This window comes from Holdemania sp., from assembly GCF_986127675.1.
Genome location: NZ_CFQZWI010000036.1, coordinates 1 through 26,084, shown reverse-complemented (window position 1 = coordinate 26,084; position 26,084 = coordinate 1). Strand labels below are relative to the sequence as shown.

Genomic DNA, 26,084 nt, shown 5'->3' with positions numbered 1-26,084 from the left:
TTTAAGCGTGAGTTTGTGATATTGGGTGTGGTATCTTTAACTATGGGAAACTCCCGTTTCCCATTTCGACACCGCTTTATCGGTAATCCCCAAGACCTCGGCCAGCTGACTTTGCGTCCAGCCTTTTTCCTTTCTGCGGATAGCGATGAAGCCGCCGATTTTTATCTGATCCATACTTTATCCTCGCTTTCATCGTTTTCATTGTAGCGCAGCACGCCAAAAGGAACACCTACCAACGGTAGAGTTCCTCGTTTTCCACCTGTTTTCTCTCTTCTGCCGCGTCGGTTTGGGATAAAAACCGATTGGATTTCTGACAAAAGTCCTCTTCCGATCAGAGACCTGTAACCTTCATGAAAGAGTTCAACTTTTGTCAAAAAGAAAGGAGAGCCTGCGCTCTCCTCTCACAAATTGAAAATCAGCTTATTTCTGAACTGCTTCGTCAACGACGATCTCGCCGGACTTGATCTTCGCTAACGCGTCTTCCATCGCCTTGACGATTTCATCAGACAGGTTCGGGTTTTCCTTCGGGAAGCCGATGCCGTCATTGCTTGCGTCAAAGACCATTGTTCCACCCTGGAATGTGCCGTTCTTGACCTGTTCTGCGAAATAGTAAGCCGCTGTATCCACACGCTTCAGCGCAGAAGTCAGAACTGCGGATTTGCCGTCAGACATCAGACCTGCGTCATACTGGTCGGAGTCAACGCCGATCGCCCAGACGTCTTCGCCAGCTTCACGGCGGTCCTTCGCTTCTTTAATCAGACCGTTGCCCGTTGCGCCCGCTGCATGGAAAATAACATACGCGCCGTCATTGTACTGCTTCTGAGCCAAGGTCGAGCCTTTGCCCGGATCGTCAAATGCGTTGGCATAATCCGTCAGCACTTCGATCGCCGGATCGACGCTGGCAACACCCTGCTTGTAGCCCGCTTCAAAACGTTCGATGATCGGGTTTTCAACGCCGCCGATAAATCCGACTTTCGTCTTGCCCGCTTCTTTCGCCTTCATGGCTGCGGCAACACCGACCAGATAAGAAGGCTGCTGCTCTTTAAAGACTGCGGAAGCAACGTTTGGTTTGTCAACTTCCGTATCAATGATAACGAACTTCTGATCCGGATACAGATCGGCAACTTCTTTCATCGCATCTTCAAACAGGAAGCCCGGAGCTTCGATCAGATCTTTCTTCTGATCCGCGAAGGTGCTCAGATTCGGGATGTAATCCGCGTCCGCCGAGGACTGCAGGTAGCCGTAGCAATCTTCGCTCATCTTGTTGTCTTCCGCGAATTTAACTACGCCTTCCCAAGTACCCTGGTTGAAGGACTTGTCGTCGATACCGCCCAAGTCGGTAACTAATCCGATGGTAATCGTGCAGCCGGTGTTTTCACCGTCTGTGTTTGCGTCAGCGCTTGGTGTCGGTGTAGCCGTTCCTCCGCCATTGTTGGAACAGCCGGCAACCATCAGCAGCGCTAAAGCAAAGGTCAGCAATTTTTTCATTTTCTTTCCCTCCATTGCTTTGTGCAAGCTATGCTTACAGTATAATATTAGACTTTTAAAATGCCATTTGTCAACTTAAGGCGTGGTTTTCTTCAGACAATTCCGGCAAGTCAGGAAAAAAACCGGTTTTGATTCAGAAAATAATCAATTCCGGTTTCAATGTGATTTTTCAATCTTCTTCCTCAGCGTCCGCTTCAGCGTTCTTTTTAATGTAAACATCTCTTGGCTTCGAGCCCTGAACCGGACCGATGATGCCGCGTTCTTCCAGCACGTCGATCAGCCGGGCCGCGCGGTTATATCCGATTCCGAACCTTCGCTGCAAGAGCGACGTCGACGCCTTCTGCGTTTCGATGACGTAGTCCTTCACTTCCTCGTACAGCGGATCGTCCTGGGCTGAGACCACAGCCGTGCTCTCGTTGTTATCGACCCCTTCCAGCCGGATAAACGCGTCCTCGTAGCGCGGCTTCATCTGAGCGGAAACAAAGTCGGTGATCCGCTTGACCTCCTCGTCGGTAACATAGACACCCTGCAAGCGCACCGGACTCGGTTCGCCGATCGGGAAATAAAGCATATCGCCGTTGCCCAGCAGCCGTTCCGCTCCGACATGATCGAGGATCGTCCGGGAATCAATGCCACTGGAAACGGAGAAGGCGATCCGGCTTGGAATGTTGGCCTTGATGATGCCGGTGATGACATCGGTCGAGGGCCGCTGCGTCGCGACGATCAGATGAATGCCGGCGGCGCGCGCCAGCTGCGTGATCCGCTGGATGCTCATTTCCACTTCCTTGCCGGCCACCGCCATCAAGTCCGCCAATTCGTCGATGATCACGACGATAAACGGCATCGGCTGCAGGTTCGGCTGCGGTTCTTTGGCGATTTTCTCATTGTAGCCGGCGATGTTGCGCACCCCGACCTGCGCAAAGACTTCGTAGCGGTTTTCCATCATCATGACGATGACCTTTAACGCGCGGGCTGCCTCGGCGCCGTCGGAAATCACCGGACCGATCAGATGCGGGATCTCGCGGTAAGGCGTGAATTCCACCTTCTTCGGATCGACTAAAAGCAGCTTTACCTCATCCGGCGAAGTCCGCATCAACAGCGAGGTGATGATCGTATTCATACAAACCGACTTGCCGCTGCCGGTCGCGCCGGCGATCAACAGATGCGGCATTTTGTCCAGTTGGCAGAAAATGCCTTTACCCATTAAATCCTTGCCCAGCGCCAGAAGCAGCTTTTTGTCTTTTTTATCCTCCGGCAGCTGACGCATCAGCTCCAGCATCTTGACCGGCGTCGTTTCGACATTCGGAATTTCGATGCCGACGGCGTTGCGGCCGGGAATCGGCGCTTCAATCCGGATATCGCGGGCTGCCAGCTCCATTTTCAGGTTATCGGAAATCGCGTTGATCTTCGATACCTTGACGTTGGAATCCGGACGGATTTCAAATTTAGTGACCGCCGGGCCGATATGCGTCGCGACCAGCTGCGCGTTGATACCGAAATTGCCCAGCACCTCGATCAGCTTCTTGCCTTTGATCGACGCGGCGTTCTGGTTCAGCACCGAGCGTGACTTGGCCTGAATTTCATCAAGCATCGTCAAGGCCGGCAGCTTGTAGTCGACCGCTCCCGCGCCGCTGCCCACGGATACCACCTTCGGCAGCTCCTCCGCAGCCGGTTTCTCTTTTTCCTCTTTTTTCTTTTCTTTCTTCACGACCGATGACGGCAGCTCTTCTTCAGGCGCCGGTTCGTCATCCGGGGTTAAGAAAATTGATTTCTTCTTCTTTTTGCCCAGCTCCACCGTGCCGATCACCTTCCGCTCTTCCGCGGCCACTTCCAGCGAATCGCTTTCCGTTTCGCGTTTGGAACGCTTCGGCTTCGTCTTTTTCTCACGATGCAAAGCCCCGGTGAGCGACTGCCACAGCGACACATAGACCTCGGTCTTGATCATCAGCAGCGCGGCCAGCGCCAGCAGCGCGAAAATCACCAGCACCGTGCCGGTGCGGGCAAACAACAGCGAGCTGAGCGAATACAATAACGCGCCCAGCACGCCGCCCTGAGCCGCGACGGTTGAAGGCGAACTGAAATGCTCGCCGGTATGGGAAAGATACTCGCTGAACACCTGAAAGCCGCTCAGCTGCGGATCCTGAGGAATCGCCGACCACAAAATCATCGCGACCAACACCGCGCCGATCGCGATCAGCGTCTTAACGGAGAAAACGGGAAACTTCTGTCCAAACAAGACAGCCAGCCCCCCGAGTAAACACAGCCCGTAGACGACTCCGTAATACGTTCCGAACAAATACCGCGTGATCGTAGTCAGAAACTGACCGACGATGCCCAACTGCAGCGCCGCGATCAGCGTCACGGTGATCGCCGCCAACGCGATCACATAACGCAGGATTTCCGAATCCACGGTATTCTTATTGCTTTTTTTCTTTTTCTGCTTCGTTTTCGCCACGGATCATCATCTCCTATTCCGTGACATTGATTTCGACAATCGCCGGTAAAATCATCGGCCGCTTGCCGGTTTCCTTCAAGACATATTTCACGATCCGGTCTTTGGCTTCCATCCGCACCGCCATATTCTCATAGCGTTTTTCCTTGACGGCGTCCTCGACCGTGCGTTCGATAATGTTGCCGATTTCCTTGACGATGTGATCGGCGTCCTTCAGATAGATCACGCCGCGGCTCTGTACATCCGGTCCGCCGATGACCTCCTTGGTCTTGTGATTGACGACGATGCCGACGATGATCGCGCCGTCGGTGGATAAAATTTCCCGATCGCGCAAAACCATGCCGCTGACGTCGAGATTCTCGTTGCCGTCGATCAAAACGTCTTCCAGCGTCAGCTGATCCGCCGTCGATTTCAGAATGCCGTCTTCAAATTTGGCAATCTGCCCGTTGTCCAGCACAAGGATCTTATCCGCGTGATACCCCATGTTCAGCGCGATGTTGGCGTTGGACACCAGCTGGCGGTATTCGCCCTTGATCGGCATGTAATAGGTCGGCTTAAACAGGTAAAGCATCATTTTCAGATCTTCGATCGACGCGTGCATGGAATACACCTTGCGCCGGTCCAGCGTCACAACGCGGACGTTTTCCTTATACAGTTCGTTTTCCATATTCGTCGCTTCGCGTTCGGTGCCCGGCACCACCGGCGAGGCAATGACGACGGTATCCTGGCCGTTCAGCCGCAGCATCGCGTCTTCGCCCAGCGCGACCTTGTGCATCCGCCGGAACACGTGATCGCCTGAACCGGACACGATCACCACGACGCCCTTCAAGTCATTGGTAAACTTGGCTTTCGGGATTTCCAGACCGATCGGCATGCGGTAATAGCCCATCTTTTCGACGGCTTTTAAAATCGCGCGCAGATCGTCGTCATAGAAAATCACTTTGCGATTGTACTTGTTCGCCAGCTCGATAATCTCGATGATGCGGTATAAATTCTGATGATAAGTCGTAATGATAATCCGGCCTTCCGCGTCTTCAAATGCCGGTTCGACAAACTCCGTGATCCGGTGATGCGGCGCCGAATGGCCCTCGCGGTCCGCGCCGACCGACTCGGTCATCAACGCCAGCACGCCGCGCTTGCCAATCTCCGCCAAAGCGGTGATATCGCAGGAAAAGGCGTCGTTATGAATATCGTAGTCGACGATGTATTCGCTCGTGTAGACGATCGCACCCTGCGGCGTTTCGATCGACAGGCCGAAGCCGTCGGCGATCGACTGGGTCATGCCGAAGGTGCGGATCGGAATTCCGGCGATCTTAAAGCTGGAATTGCGCTTGACGCGGTGCACGCGAATCTCGCGCAGTCCTTCCTTTTTCAGCATCTCCTCGATCAGCATCGCGGTTAACGGCGTCGAATATACCGGTGCTTTGACATGCCGAAGCAGATTCGGCAGCGCCGCCATGACGTCGTCATGACCATGCGAAATGAAAATCGCCTGAATCCGGTGTTGGTTCTCAATTAAATATTTGAAGTCCGGAATAATCCGCTCGATCCCCAACTGATCGGTGGATTCCGGATATTTTAAGCCCGCTTCAATGACAAAAATGGATTCGCCGACTTCAACCACATACATGTTTTTGCCGTCTTCATCCAGTCCGCCCAAAGCGAACAGACGTACTTGATCCATGAAAATTCCTCCTATGATGTTTTCTTTATTATACCCTGTCCAACGTTCCCTGACAACCGCGCGCAGCGCAGGAAAAACGCTTTCAATCGTTGAAAAGCGCTTGTCCAGGCGGTTTTGGTCAATCATGATACGGCCCAACAGGGATAGCTTCGTGGGTAAACTATATCATAGCTCCGGCTGGATTTCAATCTTTTTAACAGAATCGCCTTCCAGCCTGGAGAAGGCGTTCACTAAAAAAAGACCGCGGTCTGATAAAAAGCAAACAAAAACCGCCGGTCTCATTCAGCGAAATTCCGACGGCAGTTGTCTTTGGGGCTCAGGCAGCCTGCGGCTGCGGTTGTTCGATTTTTTCACCGTTCAGCGACCACGAATGGATCTCGGTGATCCGCACCTGAACCAGATCGCCCGGTTCGGCATGATCGGCGGTGAAGTTGACCAGCTTGTTGGTCTCGCTGTAGCCGCTGTAAACCTGTTCGTTTTTCTTGGATGGTCCGTCGACCAGCACGGTCACGATCCGGCCCAGATACGGCTCGTTATTGCGATGGGCATAAAACGCGATCTTTTCATTGAGCTGCTGCAGGCGGCGGCTTTTGACCTCAGCCGGCACATTGTCCTGCATCCGTGCGGCCGGCGTGCCCTCGCGGGGAGAATAGATGAACGTAAACGCGCCGTCGTACTGACATTCGTCGACCAGGCTCAGCGTCATCTCAAATTGTTCCTCGGTTTCATTGGGGAAGCCGACGATGATATCGGTCGTGAACGAACAGCCCGGAATCCGGTCTTTAATCTTATGGAACAGCGTTAAATACTCCTCGCGGGTATAACGCCGGCCCATGATCTTGAGCATTTCGCTGCTGCCGGACTGCACCGGCAGATGAATCGCGGGCATGATGTTGTCATAGCTGGCGATCACCTCGATCATCTCATCCGTAAAATCCCATGGGTGACTGGTTGTAAAGCGCACCCGTTCAACACCGATTTCCGCGGTATCGCGAAGCAGCTGGGCAAAACCGTAGCCGCTGGCGCGGTCTTTGCCATAGGCGTTGACGTTCTGGCCCAGCAGCGTGATCTCCTTATAGCCCTGTGCCTTGAGTTCGCGCACCTCTGCCAGCACGTCTTCGGGATCGCGCGAACGTTCCTTGCCGCGGGTATACGGCACGATGCAGTACGTACAGAACTTGTCGCAGCCGTACATGATATTGACCCACGCCTTATGCTTGCCAAAGCGGCGCACCGGCAGGTTTTCAATGACCTCGCCTTCCTTGGAGAAGATCTCCACCGTCCGCTCATGGCTCAGCATGGCCTGCGTCAACAGCTGCGGCAGTCGATGCAGATTGTGCGTGCCGAAGATCAGATCGACCTGATGATATTTCTTCAGAATCAGATCGACGATGTCTTCCTCCTGCGCCATGCAGCCGCACACCGCGAAAATCAGATCGGGATTTTCCCGCTTCATCCGCTTCAGCGCGCCCAGCTGGCCGATGACCTTGTCCTCGGCATTTTTGCGCACCGCGCACGTGTTCAGAATGATCAAATCCGCGTCGGCTTCGTTGGCAGCGCTCAAAAAACCCATCGTTTCAAGGATTCCGGCGATGGTTTCCGAATCGCGCTCGTTCGCCTGACAACCATAGGTATGGATATAATAACGCCGGCCGACGCCCAGACTGCGCGCCTGCGGATCCAGGGCGAACAGCGAACGTTCGATCGCCGCTTCCTGCGGCGTCCGTATTTGCGCCGCCTTCAGCGACGGCAGCTTCCAGTCTTTTTTCATAGGCATCTCCTTGTCTTTTTCATAACGCGTTTCATTATATCAAAAAGAAGGCTTTTTGTCGCCTTCTTTCTGTCTCTCTGCTTATTTCAGGATGGAATTACTGCGAAATGGCAGAAACCGGGCAGGTCGAAACGCAGGCACCGCAATCGATGCATGTTCCTTCGTCAACACCCGCTTTTCCATCGTCCTGTAATGCAATGGCTCCTACCGGGCAAACTCCTGCGCATGCGCCGCAGCCGATGCATGTATCTTTATCTACTTTTGCTGGCATTGTTTCATCCTCCTTTATGCTCCCTATTATATCATGGTTGCTTTTTTTCAACAATAAGTTTTATCGCCGTTCTTTGCTGACCGTCGATCACGATATCCATAAACGCCGGCACGCAGAACAGCTCCAGACCGATCGGCGCCACAAACCCGCGCGCGATCGCAACCGCCTTGATCGCCTGGTTAATCGCGCCGGCGCCGATCGTATCGACTTCGACCCGATCGTTCTCTTTTAATAAGTTGGCTAACGCGCCCGCGACCGAATTCGGATTGGATTTCGTTGATACTTTTAATATTTCCATAAAATACCCCTTTCTTCTAACAGGATATGTGAGAAAAAAGGGGTTTATGTTATGGTCTGATCTGAATCCGCTCAACGTGGGAAGCCCGGCCTGTCGTTTCGTCGATTTCCGCCCACACCCCGCATAGCATTGCCGGTCCTTCCGCGACGGTATACCGGGTTTTGATTCCATGTAGCGTGCGGTCGATAACCTCCTGCTTATCGCGGCCGAGAATGCTGTCAAACGCGCCGCACATGCCGACGTCGCTGATGTACGCGCAGCCCCGCATCAGCTGCTCATCGGCGGTCTGAACGTGGGTGTGCGTGCCGACGATCATGACGCACCGATCGGCGAACACCTGCGCGAACGTTTCCTTCTCGCCGGTCGTTTCGCCATGGAAATCCACGAACCACAGATCGGCGGATATCCGGTTCAGAATTTCGCTCATGCACGCAAACGGACTGCGCACGACGTTATCCATGAACACCTCGCCGCACAGATTGACCATGCCGATCCACTTCCCGTTAACCCTCGCAATCCGCACGCCCTCGCCCAGCTCGACCGGAGCCAGGTTGACCGGCCGGATCAGACGGTCGGCTTCCTGAATGAACATTTTCAATTCGCTTTTGGAAAACGTATGGTTGCCCATCGTGATGTAGTCCGCCCCGCAGCCTAACAGCTGGTGATAAATCTTTTTGGTGATGCCTTTGCCATGAGCGGCGTTTTCGCCGTTGACGATCGTCAGGTTCGGACAGATCTTTTCTTTTAAAGCAGGCAGGTGCTGCTGGAGCATCTGCCTGCCTGGGGAACCGACGATATCGCCGATAAATAAAATTCGCATTATTTCGCTAATTCGCTGGCGCGGGTTTCTCGAATGACGGTGACCTTGATCTGTCCAGGATAGGTCAGCTCGGCTTCGATCTTATCTTTAATATCGCGCGCTACGCGATGGCATGCCACGTCGTCGATCTTATCCGGAATAACCATGACGCGGATTTCGCGTCCGGCCTGAATCGCATACGTCTTATCGACGCCTTCAAAGCCGTTGGCGATCGCTTCCAGCTGTTCAAGCCGGTTGATATAGTTTTCAAAGCTCTCAAACCGGGCCCCCGGACGGGCTGCGCTTAACGCGTCCGCCGCTGCGACAAGGTTGGAGATCAGCGTCGTCGGTTCGACTTCGCCATGATGCGAATGAATCGCGTTGATGACGACAGCGTTTTCGCCGTGCTTCTTCGCAACCTTCACACCCAGCTCGACATGGCTGCCATCCATTTCGAAGTCCAGCGCCTTGCCGATATCGTGCAGTAAGCCCGCGCGCTTGGCCAGCGTCTGGTTCAAGCCCAGCTCGGCGGCCATCATGCCGGACAAATAAGCGACTTCCATGCTGTGCTGCAATACGTTCTGACCATAGCTGTAACGGAACCGCAGACGGCCCAGCAGTCTGACCAGCTCTTTGTCGATCCGGCCGATCTGCAGCTTGAACACCGCATCCTCGCCGGTTTTCATAATCGTGTCGTTGAGTTCGTTGGTCACCTTGCGGACTACGTCCTCGATCCGGCCCGGCTGAATGCGGCCGTCGCGAATCAGTGTTTCCAACGCCTGCCGCGCGATTTCGCGGCGGATCGGGTCGAAGCAGGAAACCGTAATCGTTTCCGGCGTGTCGTCGATGATCAGATCGACGCCGGTCGCCTGTTCGATCGCCTTGATGTTGCGGCCCTCGCGGCCGATGATCCGGCCCTTCATTTCCTCGGAAGGCAGACCGACGACGGAAACCGTCCGTTCAATCGTTTCTTCCTGAGCATAACGCTGAATCGCCAGCGCGATGATATTGCGGGCGGAATCGGCGGCTTTGGAACGTGCCTCGTCTTCCCGTTCGCGGATATAAACGCTGACCTCTTTATCCATTTTCTTTTCGACGGCGTCCATCAATTCCTTTTTGGCGTCATCGGCGCTCATTGACGCGATGCGTTCCAATTCGACAATCTGATTGTCGATCTTGGCCTGCAGCTGAGTTTCCATCTTCTCCAGTACATTCAGTTTATCCGTGATCTGGCTGTTTTTGTTTTCAATCTGCTTTTCTTTCGCCGTTAAGGTTTCATCACGAAAATTCAGGTTATCTTCCCGACGCGTCAGTTTATTTTCTTTATCCTGAAGCTCTTGCTTTCTTTCCTTAACTTCTTTTTCAGCGGCCAGCTTCAGCTCGTACGCCTGCGTACGGCCGTCCAGCACAGCCTGTCGGACTAAGTTCTCAGATTTAATTTGTGCCTCTTCTAACAGCAATTTTGCCTTTTGCTGATCACGATTTAAGCCCAGCCGGGATGTGATCATCATGATGACGACACCGACAGCTAAACCCCCAATACCAGATAAAATGGACAAAACAAGTGAATTCATCATACCTTATTTCCTCCATTATCAGTTGTGTAGAGTTGTGACTCCTTTATAATAATACCTAATTTTAACCGTTTTCACAATAACAAAGCATGGTTTTTCCAGAAATTCTTTCTTTTTCACCGGCTTTTTCATCCTGTTTCCCATTGTTTTATTCTTTAAAAAGGAAGCCCTTTCACCCAAAGTCTTCCTCTGACGCCCGCCGTTAAGCGCTTTTTCACATCTTGAAAAAAAGAACAAGCTTAAGCCTGTTCTTCGGCTGGCGCTTCTTCCTCGTCGCCATGAAAAAGTTTATGTTTGATTTTCGCGGTGATTTCCTCATCCAGCTGCGGATTGGCTTTTAAGAATGCCCGCACCGCTTCGCGGCCCTGCCCGATCTTCTCTCCGTTATAGGAGAACCAGGCGCCGCTCTTGTTGATGATTTCAAACGATTCGCCCAGGCTGACGACTTCGCCGATATGCGAGATTCCCTCGCCGTACATGATTTCGATCGCCGCGACCTTAAACGGCGGCGCGACCTTGTTTTTTACGACCTTGACGTTGACCTTGTTGCCGACGATTTCCGAACCATTCTTAATTGCTTCGCTGCGGCGCACGTCCAGGCGCACTGAAGAATAGAACTTCAGCGCCCGGCCGCCCGGGGTCGTTTCCGGATTGCCGAACATGATGCCGACCTTTTCCCGCAGCTGGTTGATAAAGATCGCCGTGCACTGGCTGCGGTTCATGACGCCGGCCAGCTTCCGCATGGCCTTCGACATCAAACGGGCCTGCAGACCGACCTGGGAATCGCCCATTTCGCCATCCAGTTCGGCCTGCGGAACTAAAGCTGCAACCGAGTCGATGACGATCAGGTCGATCGCTCCGCTCTTGATCAGCATCTCGGTGATTTCCAGCGCCTGTTCCCCGCTGTCCGGCTGGGATAAGATCAAATCGTCGATCTTGACGCCCAGATTCTTCGCGTACATCGGGTCGATCGCGTTTTCCGCGTCGATAAACGCCGCCCGTCCGCCGGCTTTCTGGCACTCGGCGATCGCGTGCAGCGCCAGCGTCGTTTTACCGGAGGATTCCGGTCCGTAGATCTCGATGATCCGGCCTTTCGGATAGCCGCCGATGCCCAGCGCGTAGTCGATCGCGATCGAACCGCTGCTGATGGCGTCGATGTCGACATTGGCCCGGTCGCCCAGTTTCATAATGGACCCCTTGCCGTATTGCTTCTCGATCTGTTTGAGTGTGTCCTGGAGTAGTGCGTCTTTATTCTTCTCTTTTTCTGCCATAGCTGTCCCTCCGCTACTCTTTATATACGCAAATTTTTTAAAATTCCTTTTTATTTTACCGAATCTGTCTTAAAATTGACGAACTTCGCTCCGCAACCCGCTGAACGATCTGTTCGCGGACTTCCTGACGCGTCCCGGTTAACAGGTCGGTCGCGGTCCAGGTTTGACCGGGAACATGAATTGCCGTGCAGATCATCCCCGCCGGTTTGTCCTCCATGACGTCCGGTCCGGCGTTGCCGGTAAAGGCCACCGCCATGTCGCAGTTCATTAACAGCGCGCACTGCTCGGCCATCGCTTTCGCAGTTTGTTCGCTGATCACACCATACTGATCAAGTATCGCCGGATCGACGTGCACGACGTCGATCTTCATCGCCGTCCAATAGGTCACGACGGCGCCCTTAAAGAAGGCGGACACCCCCGGCACTTCGGTCAGCCGGCTGGCAAACAACCCACCCGTACAGCTCTCACAGCTGCACAGCGTCCAGCCTTTCTGACGAACCAGCGCCGCCAGTTCCGCCATGCTACTTGCTTTCAAAAATGTACTCCTTCATCTGATTAAAATAGGAAATTCCGCTGGCCAGCGACGTGAATGCCGCAAACCACAATAAGAAATCCGAGACCGGCAGACGGTACAGCTCAAACGGCAGATTGTTCAGCAGAATCGTTATGATCGAAAGCATCTGCACCACCGTTTTCAGCTTGCCCAGATAGCCCGCCGCCATCACGACGCCGTTGCTTGAGGCAATCATGCGGATGCCGTCGACAATCGTATCGCGGGCAACCATGATCAGCACCGGCACGACGGGAATCGTGCCCTGCGCCGCGAATAAAATATACATCGTCGTGACTAACAGCTTATCGGCGATCGGATCGGCAAACTTGCCGAAAGTCGTGACCAGATTGTTCTTCCGCGCCAGATAGCCGTCCAGAAAGTCCGTGAAGCTGGCGACGCAAAACAGCACAAGCATCACGATATTGACCGCCGAAAGCGTCACAAACCCAAACTGCAGCAGAGGAATCTCAATTCCGAATTGCGAATAAGGGAAGATCGCGATCAAAATGATGACCGGAATCATGATGATCCGCATCACGGTTAAACGATTAGGTAAATTCATAGCTTATTCCCCTTTCAGAATGAAGTTGATTTTCTGACCGCTGGTTTTCGCCGCGATCCCGGCGTCCAGCGTCACCGCCTCGCCGTTGATTGTGATCGTGTTGTTTTTGACGATGCCGAAATGGATCGTGATCTTTAAATCCTGAGAAGCGGTGCGGGTGATCTCCATCACGTCGTTGGCATGATAGGTCGTGCTCGCCGGATTGTCGGTCGCAACGTCGTTTTCCAGCACCCGGATCCATGTGTCCTGCGCAAACGTAACGGCGATCGTAAAGCTTTCCTGCGCCTTCCAGCCGCGCACCTCGTAGGTTGACGGATCGTTGGCCGCCATCGTCACCGTCAGCGCGGACGGCTGACCGATCACATCCGGCGTCTCACTTGGCGTCAGCGATGGCGTCGGCGTGACGTCAGCCGTTGGGAAACTGTCTTTTTTCGGTTCAGATTTAAACCAGTTCGGCGCCGTCTTAAACAACACGACGCTTAAGCAGACCAGCATCACCGCAATGACCGCCAGCAGCGACACCAGCGAATAGTCGATCTTTTTCTTTTCTTTTTTCAACGTGCCCGAAGCCCTGCTGATTTTCTTTTCAATATTCGACTGCATTTCTTCCCGGTCATGAATGGCTTTTAAGCTCATCGTTTCGGTGAACTGATCCAGATCCTGACTCAGCTGATCGCGCAGCGGATCAAAATCCAGATACAGCGCCTGGCAATAGAACCGGACAAAATACCGGACATAGGAAAGGTCATCCTTAAAGAACTCCAGATCCCCATCCTCCAGCGCTTTAAGCTGAGCGACGGAAATCCGCGTTTTATTGCTCATTTCCTCAAGAGTGTAGCCGAGTTCTTCCCGGCGTTTTTTCAATGTAGCACCAATTTCTTTCATTCTGCTGCACCTCTTTTTTCATATCAGAACAATTATATCAAGTGTTGTTCTAATTGTAAAACAAGAACTCGCTGAAAGTGGTCGACAAAGCGTAACGTTTGTCAAACCAGGGTGAACGGAATCCTCTTATGTCGGACAAGCTCACTATAACACAGGGATGAATTATTTTCAAGTTAAACTCTTTATCGTCTCTTTATCCCGACGCCGCTTCCGCCGCACTCCCAACAGTCTGCCCTGATCCCCCCACGCTGTCCTTTTCTTTACCGGGCTTTTTTAAGCGGAATTCGCAGTTTATTGATTTCCTTTTCACGCTGAAAATTAAAGAAAAAGGAGCTGATCGCTCAGCTCCCGGCCTTCTATCGTGTAAGCCATGTTCTGTTCCCGATCCCTGCGGACCGGGCGGCAACCATTTATCTCCGTCCTTGCGGACGGCTTCCGCGCCCTTCATTTCAGGTTTGGAAGTTCCCCTACCAAATTTGGGTTTCTCGCTTGCGGGGTTTATCGCGTTCCACTTTCCGGATTTCCCCGGAAACTCCGTCACTGTGACACTGTTACAGACGTCCGCCATAGTTCAAACGAACCTTAGGGTTTCGTCAGCCGTCAGCCTTGCGGCTGCCCGGTCTTATTGATTGGGCCGGCGCAAACACTACAATCATCGCAGATTGTGCGAGCATGGACTTTCCTCTAGCTTTGGTCAAGCCAGCGATTGCCCGGATAGAAGACTAATCCATCTGTTTGTTTTTATAGACTTCCTGTTCCAGACGCGACAGCCGCTTCAGAATATCAACCTGATTAAACGAGTTCTGACCCGCTTCTTCCATGACCTTCTGCCGGCTTTCCAGTTCGATGATCCGGGCTTTCAGCGAAGCGTTGGCCCGTTCCTGAGCCATCAGCTTTTCACCCAGTTCGCCGATCTTGCGTTCATAGATCTGATAATCCTGAATGACCGAATCCAGAAACTCGTCCACTTCCGCTGGAGAATATCCCTTGAAGTCAACGTGAAATTCTTTATCCAGAATTGCCTGAGGATCTAAGTTCAGCTTGTTTTCCATCGTGTCACAACCTTCCGTCTGCTTTTATTTTCGCAGATTGAGGGTTAAAAAGCAAGTCATATCCCAAAACGTTTTTTGACAAAGACCGGTCAGACTTTACGATTTTGTTACGAATCCCGGGTATTCCTAGAAAAACGACGCAATGTTGTATATAATAATGGAAGGTGATGATATGATCGGTTATCCGAATGGAAAGACTTCCGCGCGCTCAGTCAACGCTCAGCCACTGAAACAGTCGGCCGGCGGCCGCGGGATGTCTTTGGAAAATGATCTGAATAAGACCAATGAATACTACCTGCAGCTGGACAAAGCGGTGATCCACAAGAAACCCACGCCGATCCAGATCGTGCAGGTCGATTATCCCAAGCGCAGCGCTGCCAAAATCACGGAAGCGTACTTCAAGGTTCCTTCCACAACCGATTACAACGGCGTCTACCGCGGCAAAGCGATTGACTTTGAGGCGAAGGAAACACGCTCGAAAACATCCTTTCCCTTCTCCCACATCCATCTGCATCAGATCGAGCATCTGGAGCGGGTGCTGCGGCAGGGAGCGATCGCCTTTGTCATCGTCCGGTTTATCGCCTACGATGAAACCTACTATGTCGACGCCGCGAAAATGATCCGGCAGTATCGTCTGGCCGAACGGAAATCCCTGCCTTATTCGTGGTTTGTACAGGAAGGGATTCTGATTCCATATTCGCTGACCCCGCCGGTACATTATCTGCGGGTGATCGACGAACTATATTTTAAGGAGAAGTGAGCTATGAATACGACGCAGAAACAGCCGCCGAGGAAAAAGCCGGCGGCCAAAAAGAAAACGGTCAAAAGAAGAAAAATCAACGCCAAGAACATGGCGACGATCATCGTTTCGGTGATCGTAATCCTGGGGCTGATCGGCGGCAGCGTCGGGATGGTGATGATCGGCAGCATGATCAACGATGCGCCGAAGATCGACATCAACAACTTTGAAAGCAAGGAATCGACGCAGATCCTTGACAAGGACGGCAATCTGATCCAGGACATCGGTCAGCAGATCCGCACCAACGTTTCCTACCAGGATATGCCGACGTCCTTAGTCGACGCGTTTGTGGCCGTTGAAGACAGCCGTTACTTTGAACATAACGGCTTCGACCTGCCGCGTTTTGCCAAAGCGTTTCTGACCAACCTGAAAACGCTGAGCTTTTCGCAGGGCGGCTCAACCTTTACGATGCAGTTAGTGAAAAACACCTACTTTACCAACGATGAAACCGGCGAGATGGCGGCCCGCAGCAAGCTGGCCGGCGTCAAGCGCAAGGTTCAGGAAATCTTCCTGGCGATGCAGTTGGAGAAACAGACAAACAAAAAGCGGATTTTCGAGCTGTATTTAAACAAGCTGAATTTCGGCGGCTCGGGCAACATCCGCGGTGTTCAGAAGGCCGCCGAGTATTACTTCGGCAAAGACGTCAGCGAGCTGAACCTCAGCGAAAGCGCGCTGCTGGCCGGGATCATCAACCGCCCCAACGCCTACAATCCATTTAAAAATCTCGATTATGCGACCGAGCGCCGCAACACGGTGCTCAACCTGATGCAGCGGCACGGCTACATCACAAAACAGGAAGCCGAGCTGGCCAAGTCGATCAAAATTGAAGATCAGCTGGTCGACAGCTCCGTCAATAAGGGCAGCACCGACGGCGGCACGCCATACCAGAGCTATGTCGACGCGGTCATCGCCGAGGCAAAAGAACTGACTGGAATGGATCCGACCGTCGTGCCGATGAAAATCTACACGTCGATGGATCCTGAAGTCCAGACGCAGATCGACGACATCCAGGCTGGCAAAACCAACGTGGAATTCCCGGACGACCTGATGGAAATCGCGATCGTCTCGATGAACAACCAGACCGGCGAGATCGTCGGCATCGGCGGCGGACGCAATTACGCCGGCGGCGGCAGCCTGCTGCTCAACCATGCGACCGATCAGTACAAGCAGCCGGGTTCCGCGGTCAAACCGTTCTTATCCTATGCGCTGGCCTTTGAAAACCTCGGCTGGGCAACGTCCCACACAGTCACCGACGCCCCGTTTAATTACGCCGGGACGACGAAGGTCGTCAAGAACTTCAACGGCCGCTACTATGGCGATATTCCGCTGGAATACGCCGTCGGCAACTCGCTGAATACCCCGGCGTTAAAAACGCTGCAGGAAGTCATCGACGCGATCGGAAGCAAGAAGGTCGTGCAGTATCTGCAAAACCTCGGCTTCAGCCGCGTCACCCAGGACGAATTCAACGTCGGCTATGCGATCGGCGGCTCCACCTACGAAGCCAGTACGGTTGAAATGGCCGGTGCGCATGCCACGATGATCAACGGCGGCAGCTACATCAAGCCCCACACGATTACCAAGATCGAGTTCAAAGACGGCACCTCGCCGGTCGTTCCGGATTATTCCGGAACCCAGGTCATCAGCGCCGAATCCGCTTATCTGGCTTCGCATCTGATGTACCAGGCGGTTTATGGCCCGTATTCCAACTACATGCAGATCTTAAAGCGCGGTTATCCGATTTACGGCAAGACCGGCACGACCGACTGGGGCAGCGACGGCTTGAAATTCGGCATTCCGCAGGGCGCGGCCAAGGATAAGTGGATGATCGCATCCAGCTCGAAATACACCAACGCGGTCTGGGTTGGTTATGAAAAAGGGATTAAAGATAAAAAAACTTACTTTGATTCGCAGAAAAGCAAACTGAACATCCCGGGCAATATCTCCAAGCTGATGCTCGACGTCCTGCATAAAGACGAGGAGAATCCGCCGGCGATCACCCAGCCCGACGGCGTGACCTCGATCACCCATATCAAGGGTCTGTATCCGTACACCGCGGTGCTGGAAGGCATGGACGGCAGCTTCGTGACCACCGGCATGATCAAGAAGGAATTCAACAAGCTGGCCGATCCGCTGCAGGCTTCAGTTCAGGATATCGGCACGTTCGACGCCAGCCTGAGCACTGACGGCAACCTGCATCTGACCTGGGGCGATTACCCGGACGCAAGCAAGCTCACCGTCGCGCCGAACACCAAAAATCTCGGCATTGAAGTCGGCGGCAAGTGGTACGACGCGCCGGACTGCGCAGTCGCGTTCGACTGGACATGGGTCTACGGTCCGATCCGCTACAAAGCGCAGGTTTCCATTCAGGACTTCTCGTTCGACGTAACCAGCGAACAAGCCAGCATCGATCAGCACATCGACGTCAAGCCGGGCGACAAGGTCAACGTCTGCGGCTACTACGCGTATGAAAATATGAATTACCGAAGCAATGAGATCTGCAAGGAAATCCAGGTTGAAGATAAGGAGATCCAGCTGACGATCCCATCCGACAAAGCGACCAAGGCGGAAATTGAAAGCTGGGCCAGCGCCAACGGCGTCACCGTCAGCTTTACAGAAGTCGCCGACGAAGCGAAGAAAGGCACTAACGAAATTATTTCCAACGGCGTCAAGGTCAACGGGACAACGATGACGTTCATGCAGTCGACAATCGGGCAGGCCCGCTTCGCTGTCACGCTGTACGTCGGTCTTGCCTGCGGCGACAACGCGTCCGTCGTCAATGGCGCCTGCGCCTGCAATCAGGGCTATGAGGGCGATCCGATCAAGGGCTGTACGGCAAAGCCGGCGCCAACGCCGGATCCGACCCCGTCTACTGATCCAAGTCCGGATACCTCGCCTTCCCCGGATCCAACGCCAAGCGAGGATACCCAGGATCAAAACGATGAGAACAAGGATTAATTCGGTATTCTTACAAAAGTCTTAATTTCAATCCCGGCAGAGGAATTTCAATTCGCTCTGCCGTTTTTATGTTAAAATGAGAACAAGGAGCTGATAACTTGAAAATCGAAGAAGAAATTCAGAAATTAGTCGATGAAGATCAGATTCAGGAAGCCCTGCTGACGCTCGACGCCAACGAAGCCAAGGTTCATGATAAAGCCTGGTATTACAGCGAACGCGGCTGGATTCTGGGCATGCTCGAACGCTATCAGGAAGCGTTCTGGAGTTTAAACAAAGCGCTGAGCTTAGGTCAGGACGACGCCGGCATTCTCTCCCAGCTGGGCTGGGTGCTCAACAAAATGGAAATGCACGAATCCGCGCTGGACTACCTGAATCAGGCGGAAAAGAAAGGCCGCGACGACGCCTGGCTGTACCGTGAAAAAGGCTGGACCCTGACGCAGCTTGACAAATTCGAGGAAGCCGTCGGCTACTTTGAGGAAGCGTTGTATTTCGATCAGACCGACGGCTGGTGCCACGCTCAGATCGGCTTTTGTTACAACCGGATGGAACAGCCGGATCAGGCGCTGAGCGAATTAAAAAAAGCGCTGACGATGAATTACCGCGATCTGTGGGTGATGAAGGAATATGCCTGGAGCTGCTCGCGCGTCAATCAGCTGGAAGACGAATTGGAAATCCTGCAGGAGCTGATCAAGGACAATCCGGACGATTTGTGGCTGCTCAACGAACTGGGCTTCTGCTGCAACACGCTCGATCATCCCCAACAAGCGCTGCCTTACCTTGAAAAGTCCGTGGCGATCAACGATCAGGATATCTGGAGTCAATGCGAGCTGGCCCGCTGCTACGCAATGCAGGGCAAGCCTGAAGAAGCCCTGCCGCACTTTCTTAAAGCCAGGGAATTAGGCCGCGACGACGCCTGGATCGAGGTTCAGATCGGCTATGTCAACGAAGACATGAACAAGCCGGAGGACGCGATCCCGCAGTTTGAGCTGGCGCTGCAAAAAGATCCGGACAACATCTCCGCCCTGTCGCATTTAGCCTATCAGCTCTCTCAGAAAGGCGATTCCAGACAAGCCCTGCCGCTGCTGGAAAAAGCCCTGAGCTTAGGCCGCGACGACGCCTGGCTGTATGCTCAGCTGGGTTACGACTATTCAGAGGTCAACGAATATGACAAAGCCGCCGAATATTATGAAAAAGCGGTTGCATCCCACAACGATCCGTTCTGGGTTAAAACCCAGTTAGGCTGGAATCTCGCGGCCGGCGGGCATAAGGAAGAAGCGCTGGACGTGTATTTCAAGCTGCTGGAAGAACAGCCGGAAAACGGCTGGGTACTGGCCCAGATTGCCTGGAATCAGGTACGTCTGGACCAGCTGGACGCCGCGCGGGAAAACTATGAAAAAGCACTGGCGACCGGCATTAACGAAATCTGGATCTGGAGCGACTGCGCCTGGCTGTATCATCGGATCGGGGCTTATGACAAGGAATTGGAATACTTGCAGAAAGCGATGGAGATGGGGCGCGACGACGACTGGCTGCATTACCGCAAGGCCGACGCCTTCAGTCAGCTGGACCGCTACGATCAGGCGCTGGCCGAGCTGGCCGTCGCCGAAAAGAAAGGCAAACAGGACATTGAGCTGTACTCGTTAAGAGCCTGGAACTTCGGCCGGCTGCGGCGCAACGAAGATGCGATGGAACAACTGAAAAAAGCTCAGGAGCTGGGCCGCGACGATCTGTGGATCGTCAATGAAATCGGTTGGAATGAAATTCAGCTGGATCACTATGAAGAAGGCCGCAAGCTTTTCGAACGGTCAATCGAAATGGATCCGGAAGACGGCTGGGCACACGCCCAATTAGGTTACGCCCTGAGCCGCTTAAAGCAGTTCGACGAGGCGCTGGCTGAGATGGAAAAAGCCAAACAGCTGGATTTTGAAGAACCGTGGAATTTGCGTGAAAAAGCCTGGATTCTCTCGCAATTAGGCCGCTATGAGGACGAACTGGCCGTGTTGGAGAAACTGAACTTGCCGGAAACGGACGACCGCTGGGTCTTGGGCGAAGCGGGCTACTGCCTGAATCAGCTCGACCGCAGCGAGGAAGCGATCGGTTATCTGAAGCGGTCGATCGAACTCAAGCCGGATCACGCCTGGACGTATTGTCAGCTGGGGATTTCCTATAAAAATACGAACCAGCTGGAAGCGGCGGAGGCCAGTCTGAAAAAAGGTCTGGAACTGGGGTATGCGGACAGCTGGCCGCACTATCAGCTGGCGATCGTTTACAACCGCATGGAAAAATACGAGGAAGCGTTAAAGGAAGTCCCGCTGGGCTTTGATGAAGATGAAAAAGACTGCAGCGATTACCATTGGATGATGGCGCGCAATCTGGGACCGCTGGGCAAACATCGTGAAGCAATCGCGCATCTGCGCAAGGCAAACGATCATGACGAAGCCTCCTTATATGAGGAATTCGGCTGGAATTACAGCGAATTGGAACTGTATGACAAGGCTTTGGATTATTTTCAGCGGGCCGCGCATCTGCGTGAGGAAAAAAGCGGCTGGCTGCTGGCGCAGTTAGGCTGCACCGAAGACCGGTTAGGTCATCACCCGAAAGCCGACGTCTATTTAAAGGAAGCCCTGGAAAAAGGCTACGACACGCCGTGGTTCCACACGGTTCTGGCCTACCATTACTGGAAAACCAGCAAGCGCGAGGAAGCGCTGAAATGGCTGAACAAAGCGAAAGATGAAGGCCGCCATCCGGATTGGATGGATCAGGCGTTCAAAGAACTGGAAAAGCCGAAAGGCTTCAAGCTGTTCAAGGGCAAATAAGAGTTTCCGACGATCCTTCTGGTCAATTTCCGAGAGGATGACTTTCTGTCGGAAGCTCATTGGTTTATCCTATTGGATTTCACTGAATTCAATCGAAAAGAAAGGCGCGGGTTTTCATCACCTGCGCCTTTGACTTGTTTTTTCATTTTAACACTTAATTTAAGCTTTGGCTTTGATCGGGGCCGCTTTCTTGGCAACCAGTTTTTCAGCCTGTTTCTGCTGAGCTTTATACTCGCGGCAGAAAGAAGTAAACGGACAATCTTGGCACTGCGGGTTTTTGGCCTTGCAGAAATAGCGGCCGAAGAAAATAAACAGATGGTGCGCGTGCGACCATTCCGCTTTTGGCAGCTTGCGCATCAGTTTCTTTTCCACCTCCAGCACGGTATCCTTCGGTGCGGCCAGCCCCAGCCGCTTGGAAACGCGTTCCACATGCGTATCGACCGCGATCGCTGGCATTCCGAAGCACACCGACATAATGACGTTGGCGCTCTTGCGGCCAACTCCCGGCAGACTTGTCAGTTCCTCCATCGTCTGCGGCATCACTCCGCCGAACTGCTCGACGACGCCGCGCGCCAGTCCCTGAATGCTTTTTGCTTTATTATGATATAAACCGATCCGGCGGATACAATCTTCAATGTCTTCCAGCGGCGCTTCCGCCAGCGCCTCGGGCGTCGGATATTTTTCAAACAGCCGCGGCGTGACCTTATTGACAGACACGTCGGTTGTCTGCGCGGACAGCACGACGGCGACCGCCAGTTCAAACGGGTTGCGGTGATTCAGCTCGCAATGCGCATCGGGAAACATCGCCGTCAGCGCCGCTAAAATTTCATCCACTTTCATGATTTCTTACCTCCCGGCCATCCTGCCCGATCCAGCCTTTGCGCTGCCATTCTGATAAAATCCGCTGCATATACGCGAAATTCAGCTTCTGATACATACTCGCTTCTTTCAGCACTTTGACCAGAACCGACGAATCATACCGGCTGACCCAATCCTGCAGCGTCATCAGCTCGTTGGAATTCAGCGGCCGCCCGAATTCGCCTTCAAACAAATCGAACACCGGCTGTTCCATCGCCTTCTGTGATTTCGCCGTGTCCGCGCTGTAAAGTCCGTCCAGGCTGAAGCTGACGGAGGAACGGCCCGCTTTCAGTTCCAGATATTTCTTCGCGCACAAGACGCTTAACGCCTGGTCCAGCGCTTCCTTGGTCAGTCCCGTCTTCTGTTCCAACAGCGCCGGCGTGATCGCGATCTGACATGTGTTCAGATATTCGATCATCAGCACGACCAGTCCTTCCTTCTCGGAAAACCCGAACCATTCGTAATGCTCCAGGATCCATTGCAGCCGGTTGATATACGGCTGTTTCCACCATGCCTTCATCCTTTACCTCTTTTCATACAACATTAATTTTTCCAGCGTTGCAGCGTCGAGCGCCAGCTCGCGGTTCTGGTCCTCGACGATAATTGCCGGACGGTCCTTGACCCAGCCGAATTGAATTGCCGAAGCAGCGATTCCGTTTTGTTCTCCAATCGCTAAAGCCTGCGCTGCGTCGATCTGCGCTTCTTCCATCTGCGCCTTGATGTTCAGCTGATCGTCGTACCACACGATCCATTGCTTCGACAGCGAGGTGACGCGCGATATATACGTTACCTCATTCAGCGCGTAGCGGTTGACCAGCTCGCCCGCAGGTGCGCGCATCGCTTCCATTAACTGCCGATGCAGCCGCAGATCCGCGCTGCGATCCTTGATGTACGGTCCCTGAACAAATATCGACCGGCCGATAAACCAGCTTAAAAATAAAACGAAAAGCAGCGCCGCTGACAGCAGCAGCGACCGGATCCGCTTAGAATTCATGGTCTTCACCTCTGTGGTCCTTATTATACCAAATTCAGCCGGCTGAAACAATGAACCTGACCCCTCTTTGCCGTAAAGGTAAAGATTCACAGTGCTTGTTTCAGCGGGACTGAATTTGCAAAACCAGATGAAACATGATATGATGATTGGGCATTTGAGGAGCGTGATGATGTGTTAAAGAAACTGATGATCGGATCCATGGGATTCCTTTTTCTCAGCAGCGCTACGTTGTTTTCTTATCGGGCGCTGGAACCGAAAGCCGCCACGGGCATTGAGGAAAGCTATTTAAGCGCTGCCCAGTCGACGGATAATCTTCGCTCCGTGGAACCCGCTGACAACGCAGCGCCCGCAGCGGCTTCTGCCCAACCGGCATTGGAACCCGGACTGCATCATATCTATTTCTGCCGTCCGGACAACGACGATTGCGCTTATATCAACGAATATGTCTTCAAGCCATTGGCGCAGGAGCTGAAAACAACCGCGCTGGACGCATTTGAATTTTATGATCTGACCAGCTTGGGTGAAAATTACCCAGCCGCCAAGCTGAAGAGCCAGTGGGGCTTTGAAAGCTATCCGGCGTTTGTTTCTCTGAGTGTCGCCGACGATGGCGTACAGACGGTTAACAGCGTTCTCAGCTGGAACAAGGAAGATCCGATCGACGCCCAGAGCTTGAAGCTGTGGATGATCGACAACGGCATCTGGACCGGCGAAATTGAAGATCAGGGAGAATTGATCGAACAACCGGAATAAGTCCTGAATTTCAGGACTTTTCTTTTTTCCGGCGCTTGTTTTTTTTGTAAGAATAGTCTAAACTTTTTGGTGGATGTGCAACTGGCGGATCAGTGGAATAACCACAGGGAGCACAATTCTGAAACAGCCGACCGCCTGGGCCGGGAGTCATTCCCGTTGAATTTAGGGAGGAAATTTATGCAAAAAATCTCACTCAAAGAGGATCTTCAACAGAACACCTACCCGGGACGGGGCATCGTGCTGGGCAAGACGCCGGACGGCCGCAAAGCGGCAGCCGCGTACTTCATCATGGGCCGCAGTGAAAACAGCCGCAACCGCATCTTTGTCACAGACGGACAGGGGATCCGCACGCAGGCTTACGATCCCTCAAAGCTGACCGATCCGTCGCTGATCATTTATGCGCCGGTGCGCGTTCTGGGCAACAAGACGATCGTCACCAACGGCGATCAGACCGATACGATCTACGCCGGCATGGACAGGCAGCTGACGTTTGAACAGGCGCTGCGCAGCCGGGAATTCGAGCCGGACGGACCGAACTTCACGCCGCGGATCTCCGGGATCCTGCATATCGAAAACGGCCAATTCAACTATGCGCTGTCGATCTTAAAAAGCAGCGACGGCAATCCGCAGTCCTGCCACCGCTACACCTTCGCATACGAAAATCCGCTGGCGGGTGAAGGTCATTTCATTCACACCTACATGCACGACGGGGATCCGCTGCCCAGCTTTGAGGGCGAACCCAAGCGCGTGGAAATCCCGGATTCGCTGGACGCACTGACCACGCTGTTGTGGGATAATCTGAATCCGGACAACAAGGTTTCCCTGTTTGTCCGCATGATCGATCTGGAAAGCGGCGAAACGGAAACCCGCATCGTCAACAAGCATGCATAAGCGGCCAATTCACCCGGTGATCGCTTAAAACCAAGCAAAAGGATGTCTGATTTCCCGGAGAGCGTCTCCGCAGATGAAATCAGACATCCTTTTTTTGATCGGCCCGGGTGATTTCCCCCGGTGCTTTGCTTTTCGTTGCTTCTGCTTCAGCGCGAACCGGTTTTCTTTTTCCTGATCGCGCCGCTGTCGAAGCTGAAAGAACGGAAGACCCGAAGCAGAGAAGGTTACTTCCATCTTGCAATGGAGCCGGGCTGCCTGCCGGCTCTGTAAGCGGGATCGCTTACGCTGCGTTTTTATCTTTGCGTTTCATTTTAATGAGTTCAGGATTCATAATCCGTGCTTCTTGCGAAAATGTGCGGAGATGAGGTACAACGCGGCCAAGATCGCAACAGCTAAAATCAGATAGACCGGCCGGGTAAAGGAAATACTCAGGGTTTTGCCGAACAAGCTCAGCCCCAGCATCATAATCAGCTTGGCGGCGATCAGCGTCTTGATGAACTTCTGTTCGTCAAAATCAGATAAACCGAACGCGATGTTGATAAACGAGCTGGGCGTAAACGGCAGCGACACCAGAATAAACAGAACCGCGGCGTTGCGCTCAGCCACCCAGTCAAGCGCTTTCTGAATTGACGCCCTGCGGCTGAACCACGGCATCAGCTTGCGTTTGACAATGCGGCGGAAGAACAGGAAGACGATCAGTGAACCGAGCGTCGTTCCCACCCAGGAATACAAAAAACCTAAAATTGCGCCGTGAGCGCTGATATTGATCGTGACAATCGCCACCAGCGGCAGCGCCGGGATCAACGATTCCACTAAGGCCAAGCAGATCGGCGCCAGCGGCCCCAGATCCTTAAACGCCGAGAGCGCCTCGACCCAGAACTCCACGGTCATGATCCGCTCAAGCCAAAATCGAAGCGTTTCGCTCATGAGCGCTCAGCCAGCTTCACAACGAGCTTTTCGCACCAATTAGCCGAGCGGGCCGACGCTTTCTGCGCGTATTCCTCGAAGGTCATCTCATTGCCTTCTTTGAGCGTGATATCCGACAGAGAGCGAACGACGACAAACGGTACGCCGTAATGCGCGCACACCTGAGCGATCGAGGCCGCCTCCATTTCCGCGCACAAGGCTTGCGGATAGTCGCGCAGAATCCGCTCGACCTGTTCAGGCGTATTGACGAAGCAGTCGCCGGAAGCCACCGGCCCGATCCAGGCCCGGTCCTGTTGCTGAATCACTTCGCCGGCCGCCTGGACATACCGTTCATCGGCGGAAAAGCAGCACGGGTTATCCGGTCCGAAGCCATGATTCCAGCCCGGCACGTTGACATCGTGATGCGCGATCCGCGTCGAGATGACGACGTCCAG

At 53.4% G+C, this 26,084-nt stretch carries 24 protein-coding genes, 1 other RNA gene and 1 riboswitch; of the genes, 5 read left to right on the top strand and 20 right to left on the bottom strand.

What is annotated here, in order from left to right:
* Nucleotides 1-36 precede the first annotated feature (36 nt).
* The 15 genes from AC5OW4_RS07420 to AC5OW4_RS07350 form a co-directional block, all read right to left on the bottom strand.
* Nucleotides 37-174, bottom strand: coding sequence for a helix-turn-helix domain-containing protein (locus tag AC5OW4_RS07420; RefSeq protein ID WP_493676836.1), 138 nt, complete (start codon nucleotides 172-174; stop codon nucleotides 37-39).
* 246 nt (nucleotides 175-420) lie between these two features.
* Nucleotides 421-1,488, bottom strand: coding sequence for a BMP family ABC transporter substrate-binding protein (locus AC5OW4_RS07415; RefSeq protein ID WP_072683546.1), 1,068 nt, complete (start codon nucleotides 1,486-1,488; stop codon nucleotides 421-423).
* Nucleotides 1,489-1,657: 169 nt separating this feature from the next.
* Nucleotides 1,658-3,943, bottom strand: coding sequence for a DNA translocase FtsK (locus AC5OW4_RS07410; protein ID WP_072683547.1), 2,286 nt, complete (start codon nucleotides 3,941-3,943; stop codon nucleotides 1,658-1,660).
* Nucleotides 3,944-3,956: 13 nt separating this feature from the next.
* Nucleotides 3,957-5,624 (bottom strand): ribonuclease J, encoded by a 1,668-nt coding sequence (locus AC5OW4_RS07405; protein ID WP_072683548.1) that lies wholly within the window; start codon nucleotides 5,622-5,624, stop codon nucleotides 3,957-3,959.
* Between the two features lie 316 nt (nucleotides 5,625-5,940).
* Complete coding sequence (gene miaB, locus AC5OW4_RS07400; protein ID WP_072683549.1) at nucleotides 5,941-7,395, bottom strand: tRNA (N6-isopentenyl adenosine(37)-C2)-methylthiotransferase MiaB; 1,455 nt, start codon at nucleotides 7,393-7,395, stop codon at nucleotides 5,941-5,943.
* Nucleotides 7,396-7,492: 97 nt separating this feature from the next.
* Nucleotides 7,493-7,666 (bottom strand): 4Fe-4S binding protein, encoded by a 174-nt coding sequence (locus tag AC5OW4_RS07395; protein ID WP_006060856.1) that lies wholly within the window; start codon nucleotides 7,664-7,666, stop codon nucleotides 7,493-7,495.
* 31 nt (nucleotides 7,667-7,697) lie between these two features.
* Entirely contained in the window at nucleotides 7,698-7,964 is a 267-nt protein-coding gene (locus AC5OW4_RS07390; RefSeq protein ID WP_072683550.1) for a stage V sporulation protein S, read from the bottom strand.
* 49 nt (nucleotides 7,965-8,013) lie between these two features.
* A complete protein-coding gene (locus AC5OW4_RS07385) occupies nucleotides 8,014-8,784 on the bottom strand; it encodes a TIGR00282 family metallophosphoesterase (protein WP_072683551.1) in 771 nt (256 codons plus the stop codon).
* The gene (gene rny, locus AC5OW4_RS07380; RefSeq protein WP_072683552.1) at nucleotides 8,784-10,340 is read right to left on the bottom strand and encodes a ribonuclease Y; all 1,557 of its coding nucleotides are present in this window, start codon (nucleotides 10,338-10,340) and stop codon (nucleotides 8,784-8,786) included. The genes AC5OW4_RS07385 and rny overlap by 1 nt, the downstream gene beginning before the upstream one ends.
* Nucleotides 10,341-10,576: 236 nt before the next feature.
* On the bottom strand, nucleotides 10,577-11,608 hold the full coding sequence (recA, locus tag AC5OW4_RS07375) for a recombinase RecA (RefSeq protein ID WP_072683554.1): 1,032 nt from the start codon (nucleotides 11,606-11,608) through the stop codon (nucleotides 10,577-10,579).
* A gap of 55 nt (nucleotides 11,609-11,663) precedes the next feature.
* A complete protein-coding gene (locus AC5OW4_RS07370) occupies nucleotides 11,664-12,143 on the bottom strand; it encodes a CinA family protein (RefSeq protein WP_195396180.1) in 480 nt (159 codons plus the stop codon).
* Complete coding sequence (pgsA, locus tag AC5OW4_RS07365) at nucleotides 12,130-12,723, bottom strand: CDP-diacylglycerol--glycerol-3-phosphate 3-phosphatidyltransferase (protein WP_072683556.1); 594 nt, start codon at nucleotides 12,721-12,723, stop codon at nucleotides 12,130-12,132. Before pgsA ends, AC5OW4_RS07370 begins: the two co-directional genes overlap by 14 nt.
* A gap of 3 nt (nucleotides 12,724-12,726) precedes the next feature.
* On the bottom strand, nucleotides 12,727-13,608 hold the full coding sequence (locus AC5OW4_RS07360) for a helix-turn-helix domain-containing protein (protein ID WP_072683557.1): 882 nt from the start codon (nucleotides 13,606-13,608) through the stop codon (nucleotides 12,727-12,729).
* Nucleotides 13,609-13,967: 359 nt separating this feature from the next.
* Nucleotides 13,968-14,326, bottom strand: an RNA gene (rnpB, locus tag AC5OW4_RS07355) — RNase P RNA component class B.
* A gap of 4 nt (nucleotides 14,327-14,330) precedes the next feature.
* Nucleotides 14,331-14,660 carry a DivIVA domain-containing protein gene (locus AC5OW4_RS07350; protein WP_195396179.1) on the bottom strand — a complete coding sequence of 110 codons (330 nt, stop codon included), beginning with the start codon at nucleotides 14,658-14,660 and terminating at the stop codon, nucleotides 14,331-14,333.
* A 172-nt stretch (nucleotides 14,661-14,832) separates the two neighbouring features.
* Between AC5OW4_RS07350 and recU the strand changes: the two genes are divergently transcribed.
* The 3 genes from recU to AC5OW4_RS07335 all read left to right on the top strand — a co-directional run bounded on the left by recU (nucleotide 14,833) and on the right by AC5OW4_RS07335 (nucleotide 21,230).
* Entirely contained in the window at nucleotides 14,833-15,420 is a 588-nt protein-coding gene (gene recU, locus AC5OW4_RS07345; protein ID WP_072683559.1) for a Holliday junction resolvase RecU, read from the top strand.
* Between the two features lie 3 nt (nucleotides 15,421-15,423).
* Entirely contained in the window at nucleotides 15,424-18,414 is a 2,991-nt protein-coding gene (locus AC5OW4_RS07340) for a transglycosylase domain-containing protein (protein WP_195396178.1), read from the top strand.
* Nucleotides 18,415-18,512: 98 nt separating this feature from the next.
* Nucleotides 18,513-21,230 carry a tetratricopeptide repeat protein gene (locus AC5OW4_RS07335; protein WP_493676834.1) on the top strand — a complete coding sequence of 906 codons (2,718 nt, stop codon included), beginning with the start codon at nucleotides 18,513-18,515 and terminating at the stop codon, nucleotides 21,228-21,230.
* A 159-nt stretch (nucleotides 21,231-21,389) separates the two neighbouring features.
* On the opposite strand, the gene nth is transcribed toward AC5OW4_RS07335, so the two are convergent.
* Genes nth through AC5OW4_RS07320 form a run of 3 tightly spaced genes read right to left on the bottom strand, consistent with a single transcriptional unit; the run spans nucleotide 21,390 to nucleotide 23,082 of the window.
* Nucleotides 21,390-22,070 (bottom strand): endonuclease III, encoded by a 681-nt coding sequence (gene nth, locus AC5OW4_RS07330; protein WP_493676833.1) that lies wholly within the window; start codon nucleotides 22,068-22,070, stop codon nucleotides 21,390-21,392.
* Entirely contained in the window at nucleotides 22,057-22,608 is a 552-nt protein-coding gene (locus AC5OW4_RS07325) for a DnaD domain protein (RefSeq protein WP_195396175.1), read from the bottom strand. The genes nth and AC5OW4_RS07325 overlap by 14 nt, the downstream gene beginning before the upstream one ends.
* Nucleotides 22,609-22,611: 3 nt before the next feature.
* Entirely contained in the window at nucleotides 22,612-23,082 is a 471-nt protein-coding gene (locus AC5OW4_RS07320; RefSeq protein WP_195396174.1) for a hypothetical protein, read from the bottom strand.
* Nucleotides 23,083-23,253: 171 nt separating this feature from the next.
* Here AC5OW4_RS07320 and AC5OW4_RS07315 point away from each other — a divergent pair, with 171 nt between their 5' ends.
* Entirely contained in the window at nucleotides 23,254-23,832 is a 579-nt protein-coding gene (locus AC5OW4_RS07315) for a hypothetical protein (RefSeq protein WP_072683565.1), read from the top strand.
* A 67-nt stretch (nucleotides 23,833-23,899) separates the two neighbouring features.
* Nucleotides 23,900-23,980: riboswitch (ZMP/ZTP riboswitch) on the top strand.
* A 29-nt stretch (nucleotides 23,981-24,009) separates the two neighbouring features.
* Nucleotides 24,010-24,723 (top strand): IMP cyclohydrolase, encoded by a 714-nt coding sequence (locus tag AC5OW4_RS07310; protein ID WP_072683566.1) that lies wholly within the window; start codon nucleotides 24,010-24,012, stop codon nucleotides 24,721-24,723.
* Nucleotides 24,724-25,050: 327 nt separating this feature from the next.
* Here AC5OW4_RS07310 and AC5OW4_RS07305 read toward each other — a convergent pair whose 3' ends face one another.
* Together AC5OW4_RS07305 and mtnN are read right to left on the bottom strand one after the other, a co-directional pair.
* Complete coding sequence (locus AC5OW4_RS07305) at nucleotides 25,051-25,650, bottom strand: TVP38/TMEM64 family protein (protein WP_072683567.1); 600 nt, start codon at nucleotides 25,648-25,650, stop codon at nucleotides 25,051-25,053.
* Nucleotides 25,647-26,084 (bottom strand): 5'-methylthioadenosine/S-adenosylhomocysteine nucleosidase (gene mtnN / locus AC5OW4_RS07300; RefSeq protein ID WP_493676832.1); only part of this gene is annotated, 438 nt, incomplete at its 5' end. The genes mtnN and AC5OW4_RS07305, both read right to left, overlap by 4 nt.

Bases quoted from the DNA above. Each gene is read 5' to 3' on its own strand.
- AC5OW4_RS07420 (WP_493676836.1), bottom strand. From the start codon at position 174: ATGGATCAGATAAAAATCGGCGGCTTCATCGCTATCCGCAGAAAGGAA.
- AC5OW4_RS07415 (WP_072683546.1), bottom strand. From the start codon at position 1,488: ATGAAAAAATTGCTGACCTTTGCTTTAGCGCTGCTGATGGTTGCCGGC.
- AC5OW4_RS07405 (WP_072683548.1), bottom strand. From the start codon at position 5,624: ATGGATCAAGTACGTCTGTTCGCTTTGGGCGGACTGGATGAAGACGGC.
- miaB (WP_072683549.1), bottom strand. From the start codon at position 7,395: ATGAAAAAAGACTGGAAGCTGCCGTCGCTGAAGGCGGCGCAAATACGG.
- AC5OW4_RS07395 (WP_006060856.1), bottom strand. From the start codon at position 7,666: ATGCCAGCAAAAGTAGATAAAGATACATGCATCGGCTGCGGCGCATGC.
- AC5OW4_RS07390 (WP_072683550.1), bottom strand. From the start codon at position 7,964: ATGGAAATATTAAAAGTATCAACGAAATCCAATCCGAATTCGGTCGCG.
- AC5OW4_RS07385 (WP_072683551.1), bottom strand. From the start codon at position 8,784: ATGCGAATTTTATTTATCGGCGATATCGTCGGTTCCCCAGGCAGGCAG.
- rny (WP_072683552.1), bottom strand. From the start codon at position 10,340: ATGATGAATTCACTTGTTTTGTCCATTTTATCTGGTATTGGGGGTTTA.
- recA (WP_072683554.1), bottom strand. From the start codon at position 11,608: ATGGCAGAAAAAGAGAAGAATAAAGACGCACTACTCCAGGACACACTC.
- pgsA (WP_072683556.1), bottom strand. From the start codon at position 12,723: ATGAATTTACCTAATCGTTTAACCGTGATGCGGATCATCATGATTCCG.
- AC5OW4_RS07360 (WP_072683557.1), bottom strand. From the start codon at position 13,608: ATGAAAGAAATTGGTGCTACATTGAAAAAACGCCGGGAAGAACTCGGC.
- AC5OW4_RS07350 (WP_195396179.1), bottom strand. From the start codon at position 14,660: ATGGAAAACAAGCTGAACTTAGATCCTCAGGCAATTCTGGATAAAGAA.
- recU (WP_072683559.1), top strand. From the start codon at position 14,833: ATGATCGGTTATCCGAATGGAAAGACTTCCGCGCGCTCAGTCAACGCT.
- AC5OW4_RS07340 (WP_195396178.1), top strand. From the start codon at position 15,424: ATGAATACGACGCAGAAACAGCCGCCGAGGAAAAAGCCGGCGGCCAAA.
- nth (WP_493676833.1), bottom strand. From the start codon at position 22,070: ATGAAAGTGGATGAAATTTTAGCGGCGCTGACGGCGATGTTTCCCGAT.
- AC5OW4_RS07325 (WP_195396175.1), bottom strand. From the start codon at position 22,608: ATGAAGGCATGGTGGAAACAGCCGTATATCAACCGGCTGCAATGGATC.
- AC5OW4_RS07320 (WP_195396174.1), bottom strand. From the start codon at position 23,082: ATGAATTCTAAGCGGATCCGGTCGCTGCTGCTGTCAGCGGCGCTGCTT.
- AC5OW4_RS07310 (WP_072683566.1), top strand. From the start codon at position 24,010: ATGCAAAAAATCTCACTCAAAGAGGATCTTCAACAGAACACCTACCCG.
- AC5OW4_RS07305 (WP_072683567.1), bottom strand. From the start codon at position 25,650: ATGAGCGAAACGCTTCGATTTTGGCTTGAGCGGATCATGACCGTGGAG.